General features: G+C 60.3%; 20 protein-coding genes. 7 read left to right on the top strand and 13 right to left on the bottom strand.

All coding sequences use genetic code 11. The features are described 5' to 3' along the window. Positions 1–134: 134 nt before the first annotated feature. Positions 135–2,654: an excinuclease ABC subunit UvrA gene (locus JQ633_RS01185; protein ID WP_211981493.1), complete on the bottom strand. Its 2,520-nt coding sequence runs from the start codon at positions 2,652–2,654 to the stop codon at positions 135–137. Positions 2,655–3,039: 385 nt separating this feature from the next. Between JQ633_RS01185 and JQ633_RS35485 the strand changes: the two genes are divergently transcribed. The 4 genes from JQ633_RS35485 (at position 3,040) to JQ633_RS01165 (ending at position 7,708) form a co-directional block, all read left to right on the top strand. Continuing rightward, positions 3,040–3,444, top strand: a complete 405-nt coding sequence (locus tag JQ633_RS35485) for a hypothetical protein (RefSeq protein ID WP_349631499.1) — start codon at positions 3,040–3,042, stop codon at positions 3,442–3,444. A gap of 32 nt (positions 3,445–3,476) precedes the next feature. Further along, positions 3,477–3,662 (top strand): hypothetical protein, encoded by a 186-nt coding sequence (locus tag JQ633_RS01175; protein WP_211981491.1) that lies wholly within the window; start codon positions 3,477–3,479, stop codon positions 3,660–3,662. A gap of 702 nt (positions 3,663–4,364) precedes the next feature. Continuing rightward, positions 4,365–6,725, top strand: a complete 2,361-nt coding sequence (locus JQ633_RS01170) for a hybrid sensor histidine kinase/response regulator (RefSeq protein WP_211981489.1) — start codon at positions 4,365–4,367, stop codon at positions 6,723–6,725. A gap of 626 nt (positions 6,726–7,351) precedes the next feature. Next, positions 7,352–7,708, top strand: a complete 357-nt coding sequence (locus JQ633_RS01165; RefSeq protein ID WP_211981487.1) for a PRC-barrel domain-containing protein — start codon at positions 7,352–7,354, stop codon at positions 7,706–7,708. A gap of 744 nt (positions 7,709–8,452) precedes the next feature. On the opposite strand, the gene JQ633_RS01160 is transcribed toward JQ633_RS01165, so the two are convergent. Together JQ633_RS01160 and JQ633_RS01155 are read right to left on the bottom strand one after the other, a co-directional pair. Then, positions 8,453–8,848 (bottom strand): response regulator, encoded by a 396-nt coding sequence (locus JQ633_RS01160; RefSeq protein ID WP_211981485.1) that lies wholly within the window; start codon positions 8,846–8,848, stop codon positions 8,453–8,455. An 88-nt stretch (positions 8,849–8,936) separates the two neighbouring features. Next, positions 8,937–9,125 (bottom strand): hypothetical protein, encoded by a 189-nt coding sequence (locus JQ633_RS01155; protein WP_211981483.1) that lies wholly within the window; start codon positions 9,123–9,125, stop codon positions 8,937–8,939. A gap of 262 nt (positions 9,126–9,387) precedes the next feature. Between JQ633_RS01155 and JQ633_RS01150 the strand changes: the two genes are divergently transcribed. From JQ633_RS01150 to JQ633_RS01140, 3 genes are all read left to right on the top strand, one after another. After that, positions 9,388–9,834, top strand: a complete 447-nt coding sequence (locus tag JQ633_RS01150) for a hypothetical protein (protein WP_211981481.1) — start codon at positions 9,388–9,390, stop codon at positions 9,832–9,834. A 235-nt stretch (positions 9,835–10,069) separates the two neighbouring features. Further along, positions 10,070–10,333, top strand: a complete 264-nt coding sequence (locus JQ633_RS01145) for a hypothetical protein (RefSeq protein ID WP_211981479.1) — start codon at positions 10,070–10,072, stop codon at positions 10,331–10,333. An 18-nt stretch (positions 10,334–10,351) separates the two neighbouring features. After that, the gene (locus JQ633_RS01140; protein WP_211981477.1) at positions 10,352–10,777 is read left to right on the top strand and encodes a hypothetical protein; all 426 of its coding nucleotides are present in this window, start codon (positions 10,352–10,354) and stop codon (positions 10,775–10,777) included. Positions 10,778–12,715: 1,938 nt separating this feature from the next. Here JQ633_RS01140 and JQ633_RS01135 read toward each other — a convergent pair. From JQ633_RS01135 to JQ633_RS01090, 10 genes are all read right to left on the bottom strand, one after another. After that, positions 12,716–13,300: a DUF2939 domain-containing protein gene (locus JQ633_RS01135; RefSeq protein WP_211981475.1), complete on the bottom strand. Its 585-nt coding sequence runs from the start codon at positions 13,298–13,300 to the stop codon at positions 12,716–12,718. A gap of 137 nt (positions 13,301–13,437) precedes the next feature. Next, positions 13,438–13,764, bottom strand: a complete 327-nt coding sequence (locus tag JQ633_RS01130; protein ID WP_211981473.1) for a hypothetical protein — start codon at positions 13,762–13,764, stop codon at positions 13,438–13,440. Between the two features lie 12 nt (positions 13,765–13,776). Continuing rightward, entirely contained in the window at positions 13,777–14,145 is a 369-nt protein-coding gene (locus JQ633_RS01125) for a hypothetical protein (RefSeq protein WP_249158670.1), read from the bottom strand. A 14-nt stretch (positions 14,146–14,159) separates the two neighbouring features. Further along, complete coding sequence (locus JQ633_RS01120) at positions 14,160–14,648, bottom strand: hypothetical protein (protein WP_211981466.1); 489 nt, start codon at positions 14,646–14,648, stop codon at positions 14,160–14,162. Continuing rightward, a complete protein-coding gene (locus JQ633_RS01115; protein ID WP_211981465.1) occupies positions 14,645–15,358 on the bottom strand; it encodes a hypothetical protein in 714 nt (237 codons plus the stop codon). Before JQ633_RS01115 ends, JQ633_RS01120 begins: the two co-directional genes overlap by 4 nt. A gap of 37 nt (positions 15,359–15,395) precedes the next feature. Continuing rightward, positions 15,396–16,769, bottom strand: coding sequence for a hypothetical protein (locus JQ633_RS01110; protein WP_211981464.1), 1,374 nt, complete (start codon positions 16,767–16,769; stop codon positions 15,396–15,398). Then, positions 16,766–17,296 (bottom strand): hypothetical protein, encoded by a 531-nt coding sequence (locus JQ633_RS01105; RefSeq protein WP_211981462.1) that lies wholly within the window; start codon positions 17,294–17,296, stop codon positions 16,766–16,768. The genes JQ633_RS01110 and JQ633_RS01105 overlap by 4 nt, the downstream gene beginning before the upstream one ends. After that, on the bottom strand, positions 17,296–19,341 hold the full coding sequence (locus tag JQ633_RS01100; RefSeq protein ID WP_211981461.1) for a C1q-like domain-containing protein: 2,046 nt from the start codon (positions 19,339–19,341) through the stop codon (positions 17,296–17,298). The genes JQ633_RS01105 and JQ633_RS01100 overlap by 1 nt, the downstream gene beginning before the upstream one ends. Further along, entirely contained in the window at positions 19,338–19,685 is a 348-nt protein-coding gene (locus JQ633_RS01095) for a hypothetical protein (protein WP_211981460.1), read from the bottom strand. Before JQ633_RS01095 ends, JQ633_RS01100 begins: the two co-directional genes overlap by 4 nt. Beyond that, on the bottom strand, positions 19,685–20,203 hold the full coding sequence (locus tag JQ633_RS01090) for an HNH endonuclease (protein ID WP_211981458.1): 519 nt from the start codon (positions 20,201–20,203) through the stop codon (positions 19,685–19,687). Before JQ633_RS01090 ends, JQ633_RS01095 begins: the two co-directional genes overlap by 1 nt. Positions 20,204–20,207: the final 4 nt, after the last annotated feature.

Below are 20,207 nucleotides of genomic sequence, written 5' to 3'. Positions count from 1 at the left end.
CGTGCCGCCCACCCCGGACTGCGTCAGCGCACGTCCTGCCAACGCGGAGTCAGCGCTCGGCAAGCCTTCAGGACGTCCTCGCTGACGAATGTTCGTCGAGGCCGATCGGTACGCCATCTCTAACCTCGCTAAGTCTAAAGGGCTTTCATCAAAAAGCTCGCCGTCCGGCTCCCGGATGCGGCAACCTGCTTTGGCGGCCCTGACGCCACGATATGGCCACCTTCCTCGCCTGCTCCGGGTCCCACATCGAGAATCCAGTCGCTGTTCGCGGCGACCGACATGTCGTGCTCGACCAGGATCACGGTGTTGCCGGCTTCGACGAGGTCCTGAAGCTGCCTACTCAACTTCCGAACGTCGGATGGGTGCAGACCGGTCGTTGGTTCGTCGAGAACATAGAGCGTCCCGCCGCGCTGCGTCCGCTGCAGTTCAGTGGCGAGCTTGACGCGCTGCGCCTCACCTCCAGAGAGCTCGGTCGCCGACTGACCGAGCCTGATGTAGCCTAGCCCCACTTCTCGCAGCACGCCCAGCGACCGGGAAAGCGTATCGTCGCCTCCAAAGAACGCGAATGCCGCGTCGACCGTCATCGCCAACACGTCCGCGATCGACTTGTCGCGAATTTTGATCTCGAGCGTCTTCGCTTTGTAGCGAGCGCCCTTGCAGGTCGGGCATGGAGTATAGACGCTTGGAAGGAAAAGAAGTTCAACGCACACGTATCCTTCACCCTCGCAGGTCTCGCACCGTCCCTTGGCGACGTTGAACGAGAACCGGCCGGCGTCGTACCGCCTGGCGCGGGCCTGCTTCGTCGCGGCGAACAACTTGCGCACGTGATCGAGCAAGCCGGTGTAGGTCGCCAGATTGGACCGCGGCGTTCGTCCGATCGGCTTCTGGTCGACGACGACGAGCCGCTTGATCCGATCGAGTCCTTGGACGATCTCGCCGCCCAGCGTGCGCACCGTCTCCCGGAGTTCGCCTTCGTTCGGATCCGCCTCCCGGCGTTGGCCAAGCCGGTCGGCGACGGTCTCGACGAGAAACTGGCTGACCAGCGTGGATTTGCCGGAACCCGAGACGCCGGTCACGCAGGTGAGAACGCCGAGAGGGAGATCGGCATCCAAACCGTCGAGGTTGTTGCGCGTGACTCCCCGCAGCTTCAGCCAGCCATTCGGCTCGCGAACCCTTCGCGTCGACCCGGCGGATCGACCGAAAAGGAAGCGCCGCGTCTGCGACGGTTCCACTTCGACCAGTCCCGCTAGCCGCCCACTGTAGAGTATCTCACCGCCCTGCTCGCCCGCGGCGGGACCAACATCAACGATCCAGTCGGCATTGCGCACCACGTCGAGCTCGTGTTCGACGACGAAAAGCGAGTTGCCCGAGGCCTTCAGACGCTCCAGCGCCCGTAGCAACGCTTCGGTGTCCGCCGGGTGCAGGCCGGCCGACGGCTCGTCCAGCACGTAGACGACGCCGAACAGGTTCGATCTGACTTGCGTTGCGAGTCGAAGCCGCTGCAATTCGCCTGGAGACAATGTCGGCGTGCTCCGCTCGAGCGTCAGATATCCAAGGCCGAGATCCAGCAAGACCTGAAGACGGCCCGCAAGGTCTTCGACGATCCTTTGCACGACCAGCGCCATCTCGGGATGGGCCTCGTCCTGCTCGACTCGATCCATATACGGCTTGAGCAGCGCATCCAGTTTGTTCAACGGCAGACGCGACATCTCAGCGATATCCAGGCGGGCGAACTTGACGGAAAGGGGTTCCGGCTTGAGCCTCTTGCCCTTGCAGACTGGGCAGTCGTCGCTCGACAGGAATTGCGCCACGCGCCGCTTCATCATCGCGCTTTGCGTAGTGGCATAAGTTTGAAGAACGTATTTGCGAGCGCCGGTGAAGGTACCAATGTAACTCGGTTCTTCCTTCTTCTTTAGAGCCCTGCGTGTTTCGGCAGGTGTGTATCCGGCGTAAACTGGAATGGTCGGCTGCTCCTCGGTGAAGAGAATCCAGTCGCGATCTTTCTTCGGGAGTTCGCGCCACGGCCTGTCGACGTCGTAACCAAGCGACACCAAGATGTCTCTGAGGTTTTGGCCCTGCCAAGCCGACGGCCAGGCTGCAACCGCCCGCTCCCGGATTGTCAACGCGTCGTCCGGCACCAGCGTTCGTTCGTTGACCTGATGGACACGTCCGATGCCGTGACAATTGGGACAGGCGCCTTCCGGCGTGTTGGGCGAGAAGGATTCCGCATAAAGTAACTGTTGGCCGCGCGGATAGTCGCCGGCGCGTGAGTACAGCATCCTCAGCAAGTTGGACAACGTGGTGACGCTACCCACCGAGGATCTGGTCGTCGGCGATCCGCGTTGCTGCTGCAGCGCAACGGCTGGCGGCAGTCCTTCGACCACGTCGACGTCGGGAACCCGCATTTGGTGGAAAAGCCGACGCGCATATGGCGACACGGATTCGAGATACCGCCGCTGCGCCTCCGCGTATAAGGTTCCGAACGCCAGCGAGGACTTGCCGGAGCCGGAGACGCCAGTAAAGACCACAAGTTCATTGCGGGGAATGTCGAGCGAGACATCCTTGAGATTGTGTTCGCGCGCGCCTCTGACGCGAACAAAGCCGTCCCGCGCGTCGGGCAGCGGTCCTTGCGGTCTCTTTGCTTCGGCATCCATCCGGGAAGAAGCCCTTCCAGTGCTCAAGGGTTCCGTGTGGGGCCACGCAATTACAGACATCTTGCTTTGGAAGGCGCGCCAGGACGTCACCGGAGACTTCAGATGCGCTTCCACGAGCCCACACGGAGTGGACGCAAACCACCTGTTCAGATTGCCCTGAAGGACGGTCCACTGCTCAGCCGCTAGGAACGGGTCCGCCGCCGATTGGTTTCCAACTCTTTATCGAGAGAGCAAGAATGGCGGACCAGATGGGGCGCGGAGCGCTAAAGGGCGCGGCGGCAGCGGCCGCGTCTCGTCGCAGTCGCCTCGGTGGCTGGCAGAAGCGTTCGGACGGTTCGCAACCGAGTACGAAGGGACCGCGCTAAAGATTCTGAGGAGGCGCAAGATGAGCATGAAGGATTTGGTGGCGGGAACGGCCAAACGGCTCGTTGGCGAGATAGTGGGGGACGGTAAACTGGCGGACGAGGGAGCGCGCCAAGTTGGCGCCGGCACATCGGCAGCTCCTGCGGCCAAATCGGCTCCGCAAACGGCCGGGAGCCGACGGCGTCGCAGAGCGATGGCCCCGCCTACCCTCGCTGCTTCGGACCTTTCCCATGGCGACGAGGTCAAGTTTGCCAACCTGCTCGGGCGCGCCGCCTTGAAGACGTGGGCAGATCTTCCGCGCGACGCGCAGGAGCACTTGTTTGCCGCCGCGGTGGACGACGGCGTAATCGCGAACGATCTTGCCGAGTTTTTGCACGACCGTCATCCCAAGACGACCCACTCACCGAGGCCAACTAGGGTCGCCTAGCTGCCATCGAGCGCCACGAGAAGGAGACTTGGATGTCGCTGAAATCAAGCAGGCCGAGATTGCACCCGCCGAAGCCACCGAAGGATACTGAACGCGACATGCGCTCGGCCGTCGTGAAAGATGCCGACAAGAGCGAAGACAAGGATCGCGACCTCGTCCATGGCGAAGGCGGCACCCTCGGCCTCGACGACGGCGACGACTTGAACCGCGACGACTGAGCGCGACCGAGAAGGAGATACACTTGGCTGACAGATACGGCGGCGAAGTAATCATCGTGACCGGCGCAGCGTCTGGCATGGAGCGGCGACGGCCGCCGCTTCGCGCCTGAAGAAGTCAAACGCGATGTTTCTCGCCGAAATCAAGCGCGAGCGTCGTTTTGGGGCATACGCCACATGACGGTAGACATGATGCTCGAGGGAATAGTGTTGCCGTCTCGATCGACGGCAAGCATCGATTCAGCAAAGTAACCCAGCCGTCGGTGACGCTCGTCGCCGGTCAAGGCATCGAGGGCGACGCGCACTACGGTCTATTCGTCAAGCATCGGCACTTGGCGCGGCGCTTTCCTCGATCCCCCAATCTCCGTCAGGTCCACCTTATTGCGAACGAGAGGCTCAACGCGCTGCGCGTCGCAGCTACAATGTCCAAACAGGCGAACTCGGCGAGAACATTACGACGACTGGCCTCAATCTCGAGAATCGGCGGATCGGGTAGCGGCTCTAGCACCGGCCTCTTGGCCCCCAGAGGTGCTAGAGCCGTTTCTTTTGCGGAGACCGCCATGTTGGGCGGCACCTTCGCAGCCCAAGCTCAGCGCAAAATGTGGTTCCTTCGCAATTAGTCGTGCCCCGATATTTGGAACCGAAGCGATTGAGCGGTGTTTCCCAGACGGTGTCCCAACCCACTGGGGCTGGGACAGGATGCATATGGAAACCCCGAACCGCATCGAAGCCGCAACTACCGACGACCGGTACCGTCTTCTCGTCGAGGCGATCACTGATTACGCGATTTACATGTTGGATCGCGAGGGTCGCGTGAGCAGTTGGAATCCCGGCGCTAGGCGCTTCAAGGGCTATGAAGCCGATGAAATTATTGGTCGGCATTTCTCGACCTTTTACACCGACACGGACCGGTCGAAGAATGTCCCTGCGCTGGCGCTGGCGGAGGCCGAGCGCATCGGCCGATTTGAGCGCGAAGGCTGGCGCGTCCGCAAGGATGGCACGCAATTTTGGGCCCATGTTGTCATAGACGCGATCCGTTCGCCTCAAGGGGACCTTGTCGGCTTCGCCAAAATCACCCGCGACTTGACGGAGCGACGGGCCGCCGAGGAAAAGCTGCTCAAAAGCGAAGAACAGTTTCGATTGCTGGTTCAAAGCGTTTCCGATTACGCCATTTACATGCTGGATGCCGGCGGCCACGTGGCGAGTTGGAACCCCGGTGCGCAGCGCATCAAGGGCTATGCCCCTGCAGAGATCATTGGACGGCACTTCTCCAGCTTCTACACGGAAGCCGACCGCGCCGCCGGGCTTCCGCGTATCGGTCTAGAGACCGCAAGCCGAAACGGGCGGTGGGAGCACGAAGGTCAACGGGTCCGAAAGGACGGCAGTACATTCTGGGCACACGTCGTAATCGACGCCATCCGGGATGACGCCGGCGAGCTTGTCGGCTTCGCCAAGGTAACGCGGGATATCAGCGAACGCCGCGAGGCGGAAGCAGCGCTCCAGGCCGCACAGGCAACCATGATCCGTTCGCAGAAACTGGAAGCGATCGGACAACTTACCGGCGGTGTTGCTCACGACTTCAACAATTTGCTTCAGGTCATCAGCGGAAACTTGCAATTGCTGAGCAAGGATATCGCCGGCAACGTCCGGGCCGAGATGCGGGTTCAAAACGCTCTCGGAGGCGTCGCGCGCGGTTCGAAACTTGCCTCTCAATTGCTTGCCTTCGCGCGGCGACAGCCGCTGGAGCCACGAGTGGTGAACGCCGGCCGTCTCATCAAGAACATGGACGAGATGCTTCGTCGCGCACTCGGTGGGGAGATCGAAGTCGAGACGGTAGTCGCGGGTGGCCTGTGGAATAGCCTCGTTGACCCAGATCAATTGGAAAATGCGGTCTTGAACCTTGCCATCAATGCCCGCGACGCCATGAACGGCGAAGGCCGGCTGACGATTGAGGCAAGCAACGCTTTCCTCGACGACGAATACGTCCGACAGCATCATGAATTGTCTGCGGGACAATACGTGATGATCGCGGTGACCGATACGGGCACCGGGATTCCGCCGGAAATTCTAGATCGGGTCTATGAGCCATTCTTCACAACCAAGGCGGAGGACAAGGGCACGGGCCTCGGCCTGGCTATGGTTTACGGCTTTCTCAAGCAGTCCGGTGGACACGTCAAAATCTACAGCGAGGTAGGCGCCGGAACCACGGTAAAACTGTACTTCCCGCGCGAGGTTGCGAGCGAGGACACTCTGGTCGGGGCTCCGACTCGCGAGGTTCAAGGCGGAGCGGAAACCGTCCTCGTGGTCGAGGATGACGATGAAGTTCGCGAGGTTGCGGTGTCGATGCTCACCGAGCTTGGCTACCGCGTGGTCAAAGCGCGAGATGCGGCGAGCGCACTCGTCGTCGTCGACAGCGGCATCCCGATAGATCTCATCTTCACCGACGTCATGATGCCTGGCACGCTGCGCAGCCCGGACTTGGCGAGAAAAGCTAAGGAACGGTTACCCAACATCGCCGTACTTTTTACATCCGGCTATACTCAGAACGCCATCGTGCACGGCGGACGGCTCGATCCCGGGGTGGAGCTTCTGGCCAAGCCTTACACGCGTGAGGCCCTCGCGCGAAAAATCAGACACGTGTTGGCTAATCAGGCTCAACGGCGCGCCGCTCAGGGATCGCAGCACGCGGTGAACGAAAAGACCTTCAAGGACGCGACTGTGTTGCTCGTCGAAGACGATGTCCTCATCCGCCTTACGACGACGGAGATGCTGAGCGATATCGGATGCAAGGTAAAAGAGGCCAGCACGGCCCAAGAGGCTCTTAAGATCATCGATACGCATCCGGTGGACATCCTGCTTACGGATGTCGGCCTTCCCGGCGTTTCCGGTCTGCAACTTGCAAGGGACGTGCACGCCCGCCAGCTCGATCTCCGCTTGGTTCTCGCGACAGGTGACAGCGGAGTGAAATCTGAAGCCGCGCGATTGGGCGCGGTATTCATCGCGAAGCCTTATACCCCGGAGTCTCTTCGCCAAGGTTTAGAACACGCGATGAAGAAGCGTCGCTGACGTGAACACGATTGGTGAAGTGGTCGGGAGTGGCGTTGTGCATAAGCGCCGAACTTGGCTTCCCATCGGCTATCAATCACGCCACATGCTGGTTGAAATTCCGCGCTGAAGCTGGCCCGGGTCATGTCCTGCGCGGGGCTCCATTTCTGAGTACACGCCCTAGCCCGCCTTCTTGATTTTCATGCCGGTCTCGGCGTCAATCCCATAGCGTTCGAGCACCCCAACAGGAGCGCGACAGCCGGTCATTCCGGGCGCTTGCCCAGCGTGACGGGCCAGAGGCGGGCGTTGCAACGGTCCTATCCCAATCTATTGTTGCCGCTGCGGCCGCACGCTCCGTGGGCGTCGGCGCGCGCTTCACGTGCCGCTCCGCAAGCAGCGTCGAAAAACGCCAGTGAGGCTGTGCCGGGCTTTTGCCGATCGAGATTCCGCACGACATCGCGCACCAGGCCGGGGTCATCCGCAGCGACGTGATAGCGCGCTGAGGCTGTGCAACAGGTGAGACTAATCGACAGCAAGCCGGCAGGTGCTCGATACCTGGTCGATATGTTCGCTATCTTTCCGGCGCTAGGAACGAGCTCGTTAAGCCCGCGTTTGACGTTCTAATCATGCAACCCCAGGAGGGAGTAATGGCAGAACGAGAGACAGGAACTCTTATCGGCAGTGACAAGGTCGAGGGCACCGCCGTTTATGGAGCCGACCAGCAAAAAATCGGCAGCGTCGAGCGCGTCATGATTGACAAGGTTTCGGGCAAGGTCGCCTACGCTGTCCTCGGCTATGGCGGCTTCCTCGGCATCGGCGATGATCACTATCCGACTCCGTGGTCAAGCTTAACCTATGATACCAATCTTGGCGGTTACCGCACCAACATCACCAAGGACCAGTTGGACAAAGCGCCGCGCTACACGACCGACAATGACTGGAGTTGGAATCGCGAGAACGACCGGCGCGTCCATGACTACTACCAAGCCACGCCCTATTGGTAAAACGTGATCACGCGTGCTCATGAAGCCCGGCGCGCCTTCACGCGCCGGGCGCATGCGTGTCGGTGGCGGCGCTGGTTTCGCTGGCGCTGACCGTGACGTCGTGCCTGTTCCCGAATCGAGGACAACCAAGACCGTCGCCATGCCGGTCGCTCAACTGTCCGCATCCGAGCTAAGCACCCAGGCCTTCGCCGGGCGCAGTCAGTCACCAAATGACCGCCGCGCACGTTCCTATGCGCAGACGGCCCCGACGTTGGGGCTAGGGTTGACGGGATTTGCGTCGGAGAAGAAGTGAGTTGCGAGGCCGGCGCGGCGAACGTCAGTCGCGCCGCTCGTCCGCCACGACCTGCGTGCACGACCTCGCCGGCGGTCACTGCGCCGCGTGAAGGGCGGTAAGGGCGGCAAGCGGCCGGCGGCCGAGCTGAGGAGTCTTGAGGAATGCCTCGACCTCCAGTGCTCGCTGTGCCTCTCGGGCCTTCTTGAGCAATCGCTCTGCTCCCGTCCCAGCGGTAGCGCATTTGCTTTCTTACTCGCTGTGTCCGCTAATTGACGGAGCCGAAATGTCAGTGAGGTGGTCTGTTTAGCGCGATTGCGTCGTTTCTTTTCCATGGCAAATCTCGCATCCGATTTGCGAAGATCAGAACCGTGGAAACGGAAGCCATCATGCACATGGGTTAAAAACGGAAGCGTGAAATTTTTCTGTAGGGATGGAACGAAATGCCCCTGAAAAGAGCAAGCCGCCACTGCCTACTCAGGAGGAGGAGCGGGCGCTTGGTTGAGCAACTGAGAAACTGCCGTCACGGCCTGCGCCGGCGCGAATGGCTTAGTCAACAGCATGCTCTTCGGCACTCCGTGAGAGGGCCAATCATCAGCCGAATCGCCCGTCATATAGACGATCGGGATTTCTGGATTGATTTCTCTGGCGCGCTTGGCAACGTCCCATCCCGTGACCGTGCCGGTCAGGTTCACATCGGTCAAAAGCGCTCGGTAGTTTATTGCACCACTGTTTAGCAGGGCGATGGCTGCCTCGCCCGAAGCGACGATCTGCGTTTGAAAGCCGCCCTCTTCTAAGGCGTCGCGAACAATATCCTGAACAAGAGGATCATCCTCGACAATGAGGATCTGTAATAAAGCGTCCTGCACCGCCCGAGCACTCCCAACCGCACCATTGCGATAAATCTGGTAAGTACAAAAGTGAACTTAAGTTCCCCGACGAGGAAGAAAATGGTTCCTACCCTGGGTCGGGATTTGTTGGCTGAAAAGTCGCGATTTTGCGCGCTCCCTCCCAAAGCTCAACCGCCTGACCGATGGCGAGTTTTCGTGCCTGGAGCTTCGCGTCATCGTCATCAATACATTCAAGGTCTAGGCGGCCGATGATGTGGCCATCTTCCCCGAGGATGTATGCTTTGTAGTTTCGCATCGCCGAAGCGCCCGGACTTTACCGACATAAGAAATTTAGAGCCGGTCAAGGCGTTTAGTCTAGTTAGGACAAACTGTCATTCTCACCAACCACCGCCTCGCGCAAAGACATCGGCCGTCTCGTCGCGATGGTCGCCCCGCTGGCTGTTCTGACATTGCGCGGCTTCCAGGCGTATTGACCAAATCCTAGCTCGATGCCGGACCGTGCCGACAAGCCCTAGCGGCTTTCCGACCGTTAGATTCAGCGCGATCATGGGGCCACCATGGCCCCGAAACACCACCCGACGCCCCTTTCTGGGGGCGACCGTAAGGCGCTCAAAAAGGAGCTCTCGCGGGCGCGGGCGGTGACCACGATCCTCGCCCAGCGCGCTGCGGAGAAGCGCGCTGCCGGTGAGGCACTGATCCGGGAGGCTGACAACCTATCCTGCCAGAGCTGGAACGAGCGCATGTGGTCGGACGGCGGCCCAGTGGACCCGTCCCCCTCGATCGACCAGGCAATCAACGGCGGTTATTCCTGGCTCGAGATCCGCTGCTCCCGCTGCAAGACGCCGCGGGCGGTTGACCTTGCCGCCCTGCCCCATGTCGCGACCACCTGCATTCACGACCTCGTCGGCCGGCTGCGCTGCGAGGAATGCCGCAAGGCTGGCAAGCGGCCGGCGGCCGAGCTGCTGCAGCTTTGGCAGCGCTGTCCGGTCGGCGATCCGCCATGACCGAGCCCAAGATCACCCTCGGCGAAATGCGGTCCACCGGCGTCCGCGGCCTGCTGGTCTATTGCTCGGACCACCGCTGCAGCCATTCCGTTGAGTTGGCGCCGGCCGAGGTTGATCAGTGGCCCGCTAGCGTCAGGCTCTCCGATCTGGAGCCCAAGTTCACCTGCAAGGCTTGCGGGCGCCGCGGCGCCGATGTACGGCCGCACTTCCCACATGCGAGGATGGGAGCACGGTGATGAAGATGAAGGTTGACCGCCCCTATTCCGATCCTGACAAAGCAGCCCGCCGACTCATGGAGCACGCGCGGGCGTTCGAGCCTATACAGGACGGCCGGATCTACATCGAAAAGATCAACTACCCGATGATCTACCAAGACAAGGCCACGCCGGCCGAATATTGGGCTGGCCTACAATACGCGATCGGCGAGGGCTGGCTCGAGTATCACGAGAGCGGAACCTTCGTGCGGATGAAGCAGGCTGGCGCCGACCTGTTCGCTTAGCGCCCAGCGAGGATCATTATGAACACGCACGATTGCCGCAAGGCCGTGAAACTGTCCAGCGTCCCGGAGGACTCGAAACGTCGCATCATCACCTTTCTCAACGCCGTTGAGAGGTCGCCGAATGACGCGGACATCGACATCCGGATCGGCCGGACCGACAGCGAGCCCGCGATCCTGGTTTTGTGCGAGGATACCGAGCATGCGCTACTGGTGAGCGAAGCCCGAATGATTGCGGGGATGTTGGAGGCATCGATAAACACCCCCCCCGAAAACTCGGAGGATCGGACGCTCCACAGCGTCATCATGGATCTGCGCGTCCGCTGCGATGCGGCCGAGCGCGCTTATCGCGCGTCGATCGAGACCATTGCCATGAACAGGCTCGTTCTTGCCGGCGTCGGCGTCATGTCGTTCATGATGCTGGTGATTGCAGTTGCGATGCGCTGAGCCTGTTAGGATTTCCGATTGCTTGATTCGCAGATATGAGGCTTAGGGAATGAATATCGCGCCGAGCACCAGAGATGCGACCGCCATAATCAGAAAGGCGACGATCAGTGTCCAATCCCTGCACTCTTCCGTCATGACAGGACATCCAAAACGAAAGGCCCCAGCGCCCCGGGGACAGCACTGAGGCCGTTGATAGTCCCGCTCCTGGCAGATCAGTGTCTTCTTCACTGCTTGCCACTTGTTCCCGACAAGAAAAGACCCCAGGCGAGAGGGGACCAAACGCTGGGGTCAAGTTGTTCCACTTGGGTCGTCGTATCGACGTCGCTGTCAGACGACGCCGACATCAAGAAAATCAATAGGCACGGCGAGCGTTCCTATGTGCGGACGGCCCCTGCGCTACTTGATCCAAAAGAAACAGCCCCAGCACCCCGCTAAGCGGTGCTGAGGCCGTCTCTATTGCGACCACCAAAAATATGGTCTCTGGGTCTGAAAATTTTGCCTTAATGAAAAAGCCGCCTGCCCAGTGTCTCGATGATTCCAGAAGCATTTGGAATTCGCAATTCACAAATGTGAATCAAAATTAATAATTTTTCTCGAGTGCCTCGAAACGAAAAGCGACCCGGAGCGGTGAGGCTCCGGGACTAGTAAGCAGAGTGCAGTCGGAAAAATGCCGGGCTGTGCGAGCACCCGACAACAGCACGCTAACACGGGCATCGGGGATTGCCACTTTTTCCCGACACCGTAATAGCACGGATGTGTACTCCCGATGACGTCGGCTACGAGGGAGTGACCGGCCTTATTGGGGACCTTTCGATGCCGATCAACGAGGGCAAACCTTTGGCAGCTACAGATGACAAACAGTTCCTTTGCCCGATTTGCGGTGTGGTCGCACTGACCCTTTCCGCGGCGGCGGCCCCGTTTGCGTCTCGTGCAATCTCTGAGCTTGTCTGCCAGAATGGCCACCGGCTCCGTATCTCGGCCGAGGGCAAGGTAGTAGTTCGGCGATAACCGCGGGCTGGACTAAAAGCCCGGAGTTCTCCGTGGGTGAACAAAGTTCCGGAAGCTGCGGGTCACAGAATCACGGCGCAAACCCCGAATACTAGGGTCAGTAAGAGCAGGTACAGGACGGCGCGCGATGTGCGTTCGGTCATGACCTACCTTGCAATTGCCAGAGCAGCGCCCGGCCTGCTCCAATTCGATTTTCAATTCAAAACATAAAAATCCCAGCGCCCCGGGGAAGGCGGCGCTGGGATGTTCGGCGAACGAAACGAAGCTTGGCAGGATCCGTGCATTCACCAAGGTCCCTAATCCACGAGCGGCCTGTTTGTTCCCGCCGCCAACTCTACTCCGCGGCCGCGCGACGCGGTTGACAAGCGACTCCAAAGAGCGTCCGATGCGAATCTCAGTGCTCCAAGCTGGGAAACTACCGCAATAAGGCGAGACCTCATCCTCGGCCCCCAACCGCGAGGTCTCGCCCGCGGCAGAAGCGCCTCCCGGTCAAGCAGATCGACACTCTGCAAGAACGCTTCTCCTAAGAGGCGAAGCGCCTGCGGGAGGAAGCTGGAAAGCTGCCCCTCCACAGGGAAAGCGCTGTTGAAGAGGGATCGGCAGGCCGAGACGGGCGCGCATATGAGCAAGTGGCTGGGCTCGTCGGGGCTTCAGTCGCCAACCTAGCGGCTTCAAAATTCGTCGCCTCAAGGGAACGAATGTTCACTTTAGCACTTAAGGCTTCGATTGAGGCTTTAGCTAGAACGACGATGCTTCATCAACTAGAATGACGATGCTTCATCAAGAAGAGATGCCGGCGCAGCAAACCCAGTCACAGGGCCCCAGGTGCCCTACCTGCGCGGCGCTCCCCAAGGTCAAAAACCGGACGCGCCTTCAATCGAGTGAAGGACTCGTTCTCATGAAAGACCGCGCCTTCCTTAATTCGAAGCCTCAGCCTCTTGTCCCCCTGCTGCTGACAAGCTCTTGAGCAAGTTGCTGCACAGCAGCCTCCGGCAACACAAGGCCGGATAGCTTCCAACCGGATCTCTCAAAGTGCATATTAAAGCCCCCATCCTTCTCCGTTTGCCCGAGGAGGACTAGGAATTCTACGGGTTTGACGATCGATATGCGCTGGAATGTCTTGAAGGTCATCGACGTGTCGATATCGGTAAGTCGCCCCATATTCGCGCCAGAACTTCCGGCGCGGATGACACCTTTGTTCAATATCGAGGTCAGGTTGTCCTCAGTGAGCAGTTTCGCGATCATGGCATCAGCTACTGATGCGCCATAAGTGTTCGCCGCCAGTCGTTCCAAAGGTTTTATGGGACGTTCACGGCCGAGCTGCTTGAGATAGGCCGCGACAACTTGATCGACCAATGACCTTCGTAAACGGTCCGTGTCAGTACGGGCGAGGACGCCAGCGCCATCACCGGCGCGGGCGGCCTCCACCAAACCGCTCAACGACACAACCGCCGACGTGAGGTAAGCACTTAACCCAATCACAATCCCTAGGGTGACTCCCAAGAACCATCGCATTGAATGAACCCTTGCAGCCTTCTGGTCTTGATGGACTTAAGGCGAAAACTCGAAAGGTCCAAGCAACCTGATCGCAGATCGTTCCCTCGGGAAAAGAGCCGAATGCCGCCAAGGTCCGGAAAAGGCGGCGGGTTCCCCTAACGACTGTACTCGCCATCAACGTTCGCGCGGCGAGGAGATTGGATGAAGCCATTGCCACGTCGAAGGTCCGCGATCTCCTTGTTGGCTACTTCGATCAGCCCTTCAACGGCCACAACGCGCTGATCCACCAACGCTACAAGCTTCTCGGTCGCGTTCTGCTTCTCGATGGCGCTGGCGATGATTTTCAGCGTCTCCTCAATCGCCTTCACTCGATATTCGAGCATGTCGAGAGCCCCGAATTTGTACCATCCCCCGATGAAGCCAAGGATAGCCAGGCCCACAAGGATGAGATTGCCGGCGTTGATCGTCGGATCGAAGGTCATTCCAATTCCCGCCTATCGCTTGATGATGCGCGCCACGTTTTCAAACGTCCGCTTGCCGAAGTAGAAGGCCATCACCATGCCAGCCCATGTGCTGACATCGCCGCCGAGTGCGTCCGTCGTGCCGAGCCCGAGCACCTTGTCCCAGATGACGCATTTCGCGTAGAAGATCAGCGTCACGTAGAACGCGAGCTTCTCCGGCTCCCACGGGTGCCCGATCTCGGCCGTTTTCAATCTCTGCTGTTCCTGGATTTCGACGGTCTGGACCGCCATCTCCTTGGCGGCGAGATCGGCCGCAATCTGCTTGTCGCTGGTCGTCGCTTGCAGATGCGCGTTGTACGCATCCAGCAGCCCCTTGATGACGGGGCCGCCGATGAACGACATGATGAGCTGCCACATCAGCTTTTCGCCTCTGCGACAGCCTGCACCGCCTGCTCTTTGGCGGCCTCAGCCTTCGCCATCGCTTGCGCGGCGGCCGGCGTCACCTGAGCATCAGGCACAGCGACGAGTTCAAGCGGCTTGGTGGTCGTCTTGCGGAGCCGATTGATCAGCAGCCCGATGATGCCGATGAAGGCGCTCATGGACAGGCTGCGCAAGTCCTGCGGGATCTGGGCCCAATCGAAGAACCGCGTCGTCAGTGGCGTGATGTCCAAGCTGTGGATGAACATCGCCGCGCCGTCGTAGAAGGTGACAAAGAGGCCACCAACCCAGAGCAGCCGACCCATCAGGATCGTTTCGCTCTTCTTGAACAGCGCGAGTTCGATGGGATCGACCCAGGCGAAGAACGACTGCGCCCAAGGCTGTTTCTTCAGCCAAGGGCGCAGGACGAGCGCGTAGAGCACGCCGATGAGAGCGACGACGGCAAACACCAAGAGAAAGACGGTCATTTTGATTTTCCAAAGATTGCGGCGAGAATGGTTGCGATGAACGCGCCGAGCGAGCCCGGCGCGGGATTGGTGACGGATGGTGTTGAAGGTTTCGGAGGCGGGACGGTCGGCGCTGGAGCCGACGGCGCAGGGGCATGGTCGCCATCGAATGAGATCGACGGATCGAGCTTCATCATGGCGAGCAAGAGCCCGGCGCAACCGAGTTGCTGATCGACCACGTTGGGGTCGTACACGCCATCGCGGACGTATTTGCCGGAGACGTACTGATCGGTACCGGCCCAAATATACGGCGACGGGCGCCCCTTGTTGGCGTATCCCAACCCGTTGTACTGCTCGAGCATCGTGAGCGTGCCGCCGATCGACCAATCCTTGTTGCGGGCTGCACGCGGCGCGCAGTTCACCAAGGCATCGATTGCAGCCTCTTCCCACGACTTGAACGGCCCCCTGCCCGCCGGCACATGCGTTGAGACTTGGTTCCACGGGTCGCCCTGAGCCAAAGAGCCGCCCCAATCCTGCGAGGACTCCCGCTCGTGCGCGACCGCAATAAAGGCCCACGGCACGCCTGTCTTGGCCTCTACGGCCTGGTAGCGCGGCTTGGCCTTTGCCGGATCGACGAGGCGCGCGGCGACCTTCTCGAATGAAATCCGAGTGATCTTTGCAGCCGCCCAGCGACGTTCGTTCGCGGCCTTGAGGGCAACGAGATCGGTCATGATATCTCCAAAGAAAAAGCCGCCCGAAGGCGGCTGGTTATCGAGCTCGGCGAGCCCTGCCGAATGCGGTTGCCGTAGCGGTTGAGGTGGTGAACGCCGACTGCGCAACGCAGAAGGCGCTCCCGGAAGACGCAAGAGAGAAGCGCACCGGAGGCGACGACGCAGTGAAACCGCCGTTCGGAACGATCGTGCTGCCCGATCCGAAATTGTAGGAATTCTGCGTGCCAAGGCCGCCCAGCGTGTTGGTCGTGGCAGACGTTGATACGACCAAATTCTGCAGCACCGTTGTTGCCGCGTACTGGTACACGACCGTGCACGACACGTCCCAGTCGCCCGCCGTCAACGGCACCGTTACGATGGTCAACGGCGTGTTCGTCGTAAGCGCCTGAGGCGTCGTCTGCTGTGCCGTGACATACTCGCCGACCTCGCCGGCCGCCCCGTTGTCGTTCGTCGCGGTCCCATTCATGTGCCCGTTGGTGCGGGCAGCGGGCAGAGTGCCGGACGTGAGCTGCGTTGCGTTCAGGGCCGTCAGGTTCGTGCCGACGCCCGCCGACGGCGTACCGATGTCCCCGCCCTGGAAATAGGCCGCCCCGGTACCCGTCTCATCCGTCAGAGCCGCGCGGAGGTTGGCGCTGGAAGGCGTGCCGAGCCACGTAGAAACACCCGTGCCAAAGCCGGAGATCGCCGCGAGGGCGATCTGCTGATAGTTCGGGGCCGAAGTGCCGTTGCTGACGAGGGGCAAGCCACTATTGCCGCCAAGCCCGGCAACGCAGCCCAGCGGCGACGCGCCAATCAACACGCAGTTGGCGGTGAAGGACGTCTGTCCGGTGCCACCATTGCCGACAGGAAGCGTGCCGGTGACGCCCGTGGTCAGCGGCAGGCCGGTCAGGTTGGTTGCAGTCCCGGAGGCTGGCGTGCCGAGCGCGCCTCCAACAAAGTAGGCCGCGCCCGTACCAACCTCATCGGTGAGTGCTGCGCGGAGGTTCGCGCTGCTGGGGGTCGCGAGGAAGGTCGCGACGCCGGTACCGAGCCCTGTCACGCTCCCGATCGCAGGCGTGCAGGTTGTGGCCGACGCCGCCGTGATCAGACCCTTGGCGTTGACCGTGAACGCCGGGCATTGGGTCGCCGAGCCGAACGAGCCCACATTTGCGTTGACCGTGCCGAGCGTGACGGCGCCGGCCGCCGAAAGCGTGGCGTCGCCTGTGATGGTCCGGCAGATCGGATCAGCAGCAGCCTGCCCCACGGCGAGCTGCGCCGAGCCGCAGAGCAGCGACGTGTAGCCGGTCGTGCCCGGCCCCTTGCCGAGCGCGAAGGCATGGTTGGTGACGGTGCCGGCGTTCTGCGCCGACGCCGAGGACATAAAAAAAGCCGCCCACAAGGCGGCGACAAGCAGACGATGAAGCATTTTCATAGAGCGTATCCGACTCCTGCGACAGGCCTCAAGAACACACTTCCCCCGTCACCCGCGATCTTCCAACTCGTGAGACCGCCGGGGAACTTGTCAGAGCCCGTCAGTTGAATGGTGATATTGTTTGTGCCGGCGTCGCCCTTCCAATCCGAGATCAGCACCGGCACAGTCTTGTCGTCCGCCAAGCCCATCTGAAGCGTGATCGGCGCGCCAACCGCCTGATCGACCCTGACGACGCCGGTAGCATTCTGGATGACGACCGGCCCCGGCCCCGTAATGTGCTGCTCGATGCTGAACGACGCGCCAACGATGTCCGCAACGCTCAGCGCCGCATAGGCCCCCGTCACCTCATCGAACACAGCAATGATCGCGGTCGTCGGGTCGGTGATCGGCGTTGCCACCAGCTTGGTATAGTCAACGCCGATCGTGAAAACGCCTGCTTCCTTCGTGATGGTCAGGAAATTCTCGGCCTCGACCTTGGCCGGGAAGTTGACCAGCGCCTTCAGCTTGACCTTGGGATTGACAGCCATCAGACCATCGACTCGATTTCGAGGAAGTTGTAGAGCGCGCCGGCAACATTGTTGCGGCCCGTGCCTGTGACCGAACCATTGATCTGGAAGCGATCCCCGGCGATTGCGTTGATCGTGAAATCAAACGCGACCGTTGCAGTCGCAAGGTCCGTTGTGATCCAAGTGCGTGACTCCCTGACCGCTGAACCGGCCCCGATGTTGATGAGCTGAAGAACTACTCCGGTCGCGCCGGCTGCGGTCGGGACGCCAATCTGACCCTTGAACTTGTACTGTCCCGAATATGGTACTGTGAAAATGCCCGTCGTGGTGTCATAGGCCGCGTGCGTGTCGCGGGCTTCAGTGTCGAAGATCACAACGCCGGAAATGGCCGAGGCCGCTGTTTTTGTCGCTTCGACTACGCACTTCAAGATCGGGGACGACGCCAGTACGACGTTGAAGAGGTTCGATGCCTGCCCTTCCGCATAAATCGGGAGCTGGTCAAAACCGGAAGAGAAAAGCGTGACGTTGTTGTGCGGCGGGCTATCCCGCTGGATCTGCCAATCCGTCCCAGTGATGCGACCATAATTGATCGCATCGGCATTGCCGAACGAAAAGATCGTTATGGCGGTTACCGTGGATTCCCAAAGCCGGACGACCGTCTGTTTGATATCGAAGAGGGTGCACTCTTGATTGATGTCGCCGCCGACAATGAAATGGACCGGCGGACGCGCAACGTATCCAGCGGGAACAGGCGCGGTCGATCCGCTCCAACGATCGGCACTATTCGCCGTGGATGCGTAGAGGTGCCCAATCGACCTGTTGCCTTCCATCCTGAGGGCATGCACGCGCGTAAAGCGAAAATTGAAGTTCTGGTTCTCCTGCACTTCATTGTGCATGAGGACAGGAACCTGCGACGGACCTTCTGCGGTATCGAAGCGAATGCCGCCGGACCCATCGCCGAACGTTCCATTGTTCTGCAGGTTGCACTGCTCGATGATGGACTGCCCGGTGGTCAGATAGATGCCGCCTCCCGCGTTGCCGGTGAGGAAGGCCCGCCGGATGTGGTAGGCGCCGGGCGATTGCCCTTGGGAGAACTCAATCGGCCAGTTGTTGCAACCCGTGGCGAACACCTCGTCAACATCCACAGCGTAGCACTGATAGACATCGGAGAGCCCGGGATCGATGTCTGGCTGAAATTGCGCGAGCACAATGCGCGGGCCACCCAGCGCCGAGATGCGATGGATCGTGACCTGGTAGGCTGCCACGAGCTCGATCGCCGCAATGTTGGAAAGGCCGGCGCTGTCCTGGACGACCGTAAAGTTGAAGAACTCCGAATTCTCGGTGTACTTGCGCGCGACGGTGTTTTGCTTGAGCGAGAACAGCGAGACATTCGAATTGAGCACCTTGAAGATGGTGCCCACGTTCAAATTTCCGAACGTCATGCCGGTCCCGTGCCAGCGCATGCCCGGAACAAAGCCATCTGTCGTGCTGCTCTTGTGAACGATCGCGGCAGACGAGCAATAAAGACCCGGTGGCACCGTGACGACCATGCCCTTCTCAGCAGCCGCGTCGGCCGCCGCCTGCAGATAGGGGTGCAGGTCGTCAGTTGACGTATAATCGAAGATCGCCGCCCACTTCTCCTCCGGGATGAAATCGAGAACGCTAATGCTCTCCTCAAAGATCGATTGAAGCGTCCGCGGAAGCGAACCCGCCCACGGCGGCGTGTAGACAATGCCGGTGGTCGCCTCCAGCGTCTCGCCGGTGAAGGTGAGGCCGTCGCCGATAGCGAGCGCGCCCGTGTGGCCGCCAAGGCTTGCGACGCCGGGGCTTGCCTGCAGCGCGAACGGCACCTTGGCGAAGTCCTGCCGCTCCTCATTCCAGATGAGGTTGTACGAATTTGGCATGTCCTGCGCCGGCACGGTCGGCGTGATCTGGAACTTCTCGTAATCCAGATCGAGATAGAACTTCCCGCCCTCCTTCGTGACGTCGATACCTGTTCGACCGATCACGCTCGCAGGAAAGTTGGCGAGTGCCTTCAGCTTGACCTCAGGGACTTGACTGCTCATGGCGTGTTGCCGTCCACAATCGGGAGGGGGCCGACGCTGAGTTGCGAAGCCTGCTCGGGATCAGCGGTTTGCCACATCAAGAATCCGGTCTCATACGTGCCTGGGTAGAGACATCGCATTTCGTCCTTGGTGAAGGACCATTGGAACAGGCCAGTCCCGATCACCACGAACTTCTCGTTGTCGGTTGATGCGAGAAGGCGCTGGCACCCGTCGCGATCCCTGATTGCGAACTCAAACGAGAGGTCGGAGAGATCAAGCAACTCGTTCGTGTTCGCGTCCATGATCGCGCCGACGAATGTCCAGCTTTCGCGGTTCGATCGGGGCGCAAAGCTTATCTGGTACATCAGGCAGCCCTCGCGAATTCCTGGTGGAGCTTCGCGCGCATCTCGCGCGAGTGCTTCACGGCCTGACCGAAACAATGGAAGTGCCTGATGTAGTATTTACTGCCGCTATGGCCGATCGAGACGCGCCAAATCGATCCATCGTTCCACTGTTTGACGCGGAAGACACCCTTCACACCAGAGCGATTTCGTGAGCACAAGCGGCGATTTTGATTGTTCTGCGACGACGTAGCTAAACGTAGATTGCAGAGGCGGTTATCGGAGCGATCACCATTGATGTGATCGACTTCACCTGCGGGGTGCTCGCCGTAATACAGAGCCCATGCGATACGATGAACCGAATGGATCTTGCCGCCGAACGCTACTTGCCGATAGCCGATGCTGTTCGAGTAGCCGGCTTCTTCCCCGACTGCGCAATGTTTCGTTGCAACACGTCGGATCAGCCGCCCCTCATGTGGCTCTATTGAAAAAGCCTCCCGCAGGATTTCCACGGGAGGCAACAGGTGTTTGGTTTTGCTCATGTTC

This window comes from Bradyrhizobium tropiciagri (assembly GCF_018130505.1).
GTDB classification, from domain to species: Bacteria; Pseudomonadota; Alphaproteobacteria; order Rhizobiales; family Xanthobacteraceae; genus Bradyrhizobium; species Bradyrhizobium tropiciagri_B.
This window is presented reverse-complemented; position numbering and strand designations above follow the sequence as displayed.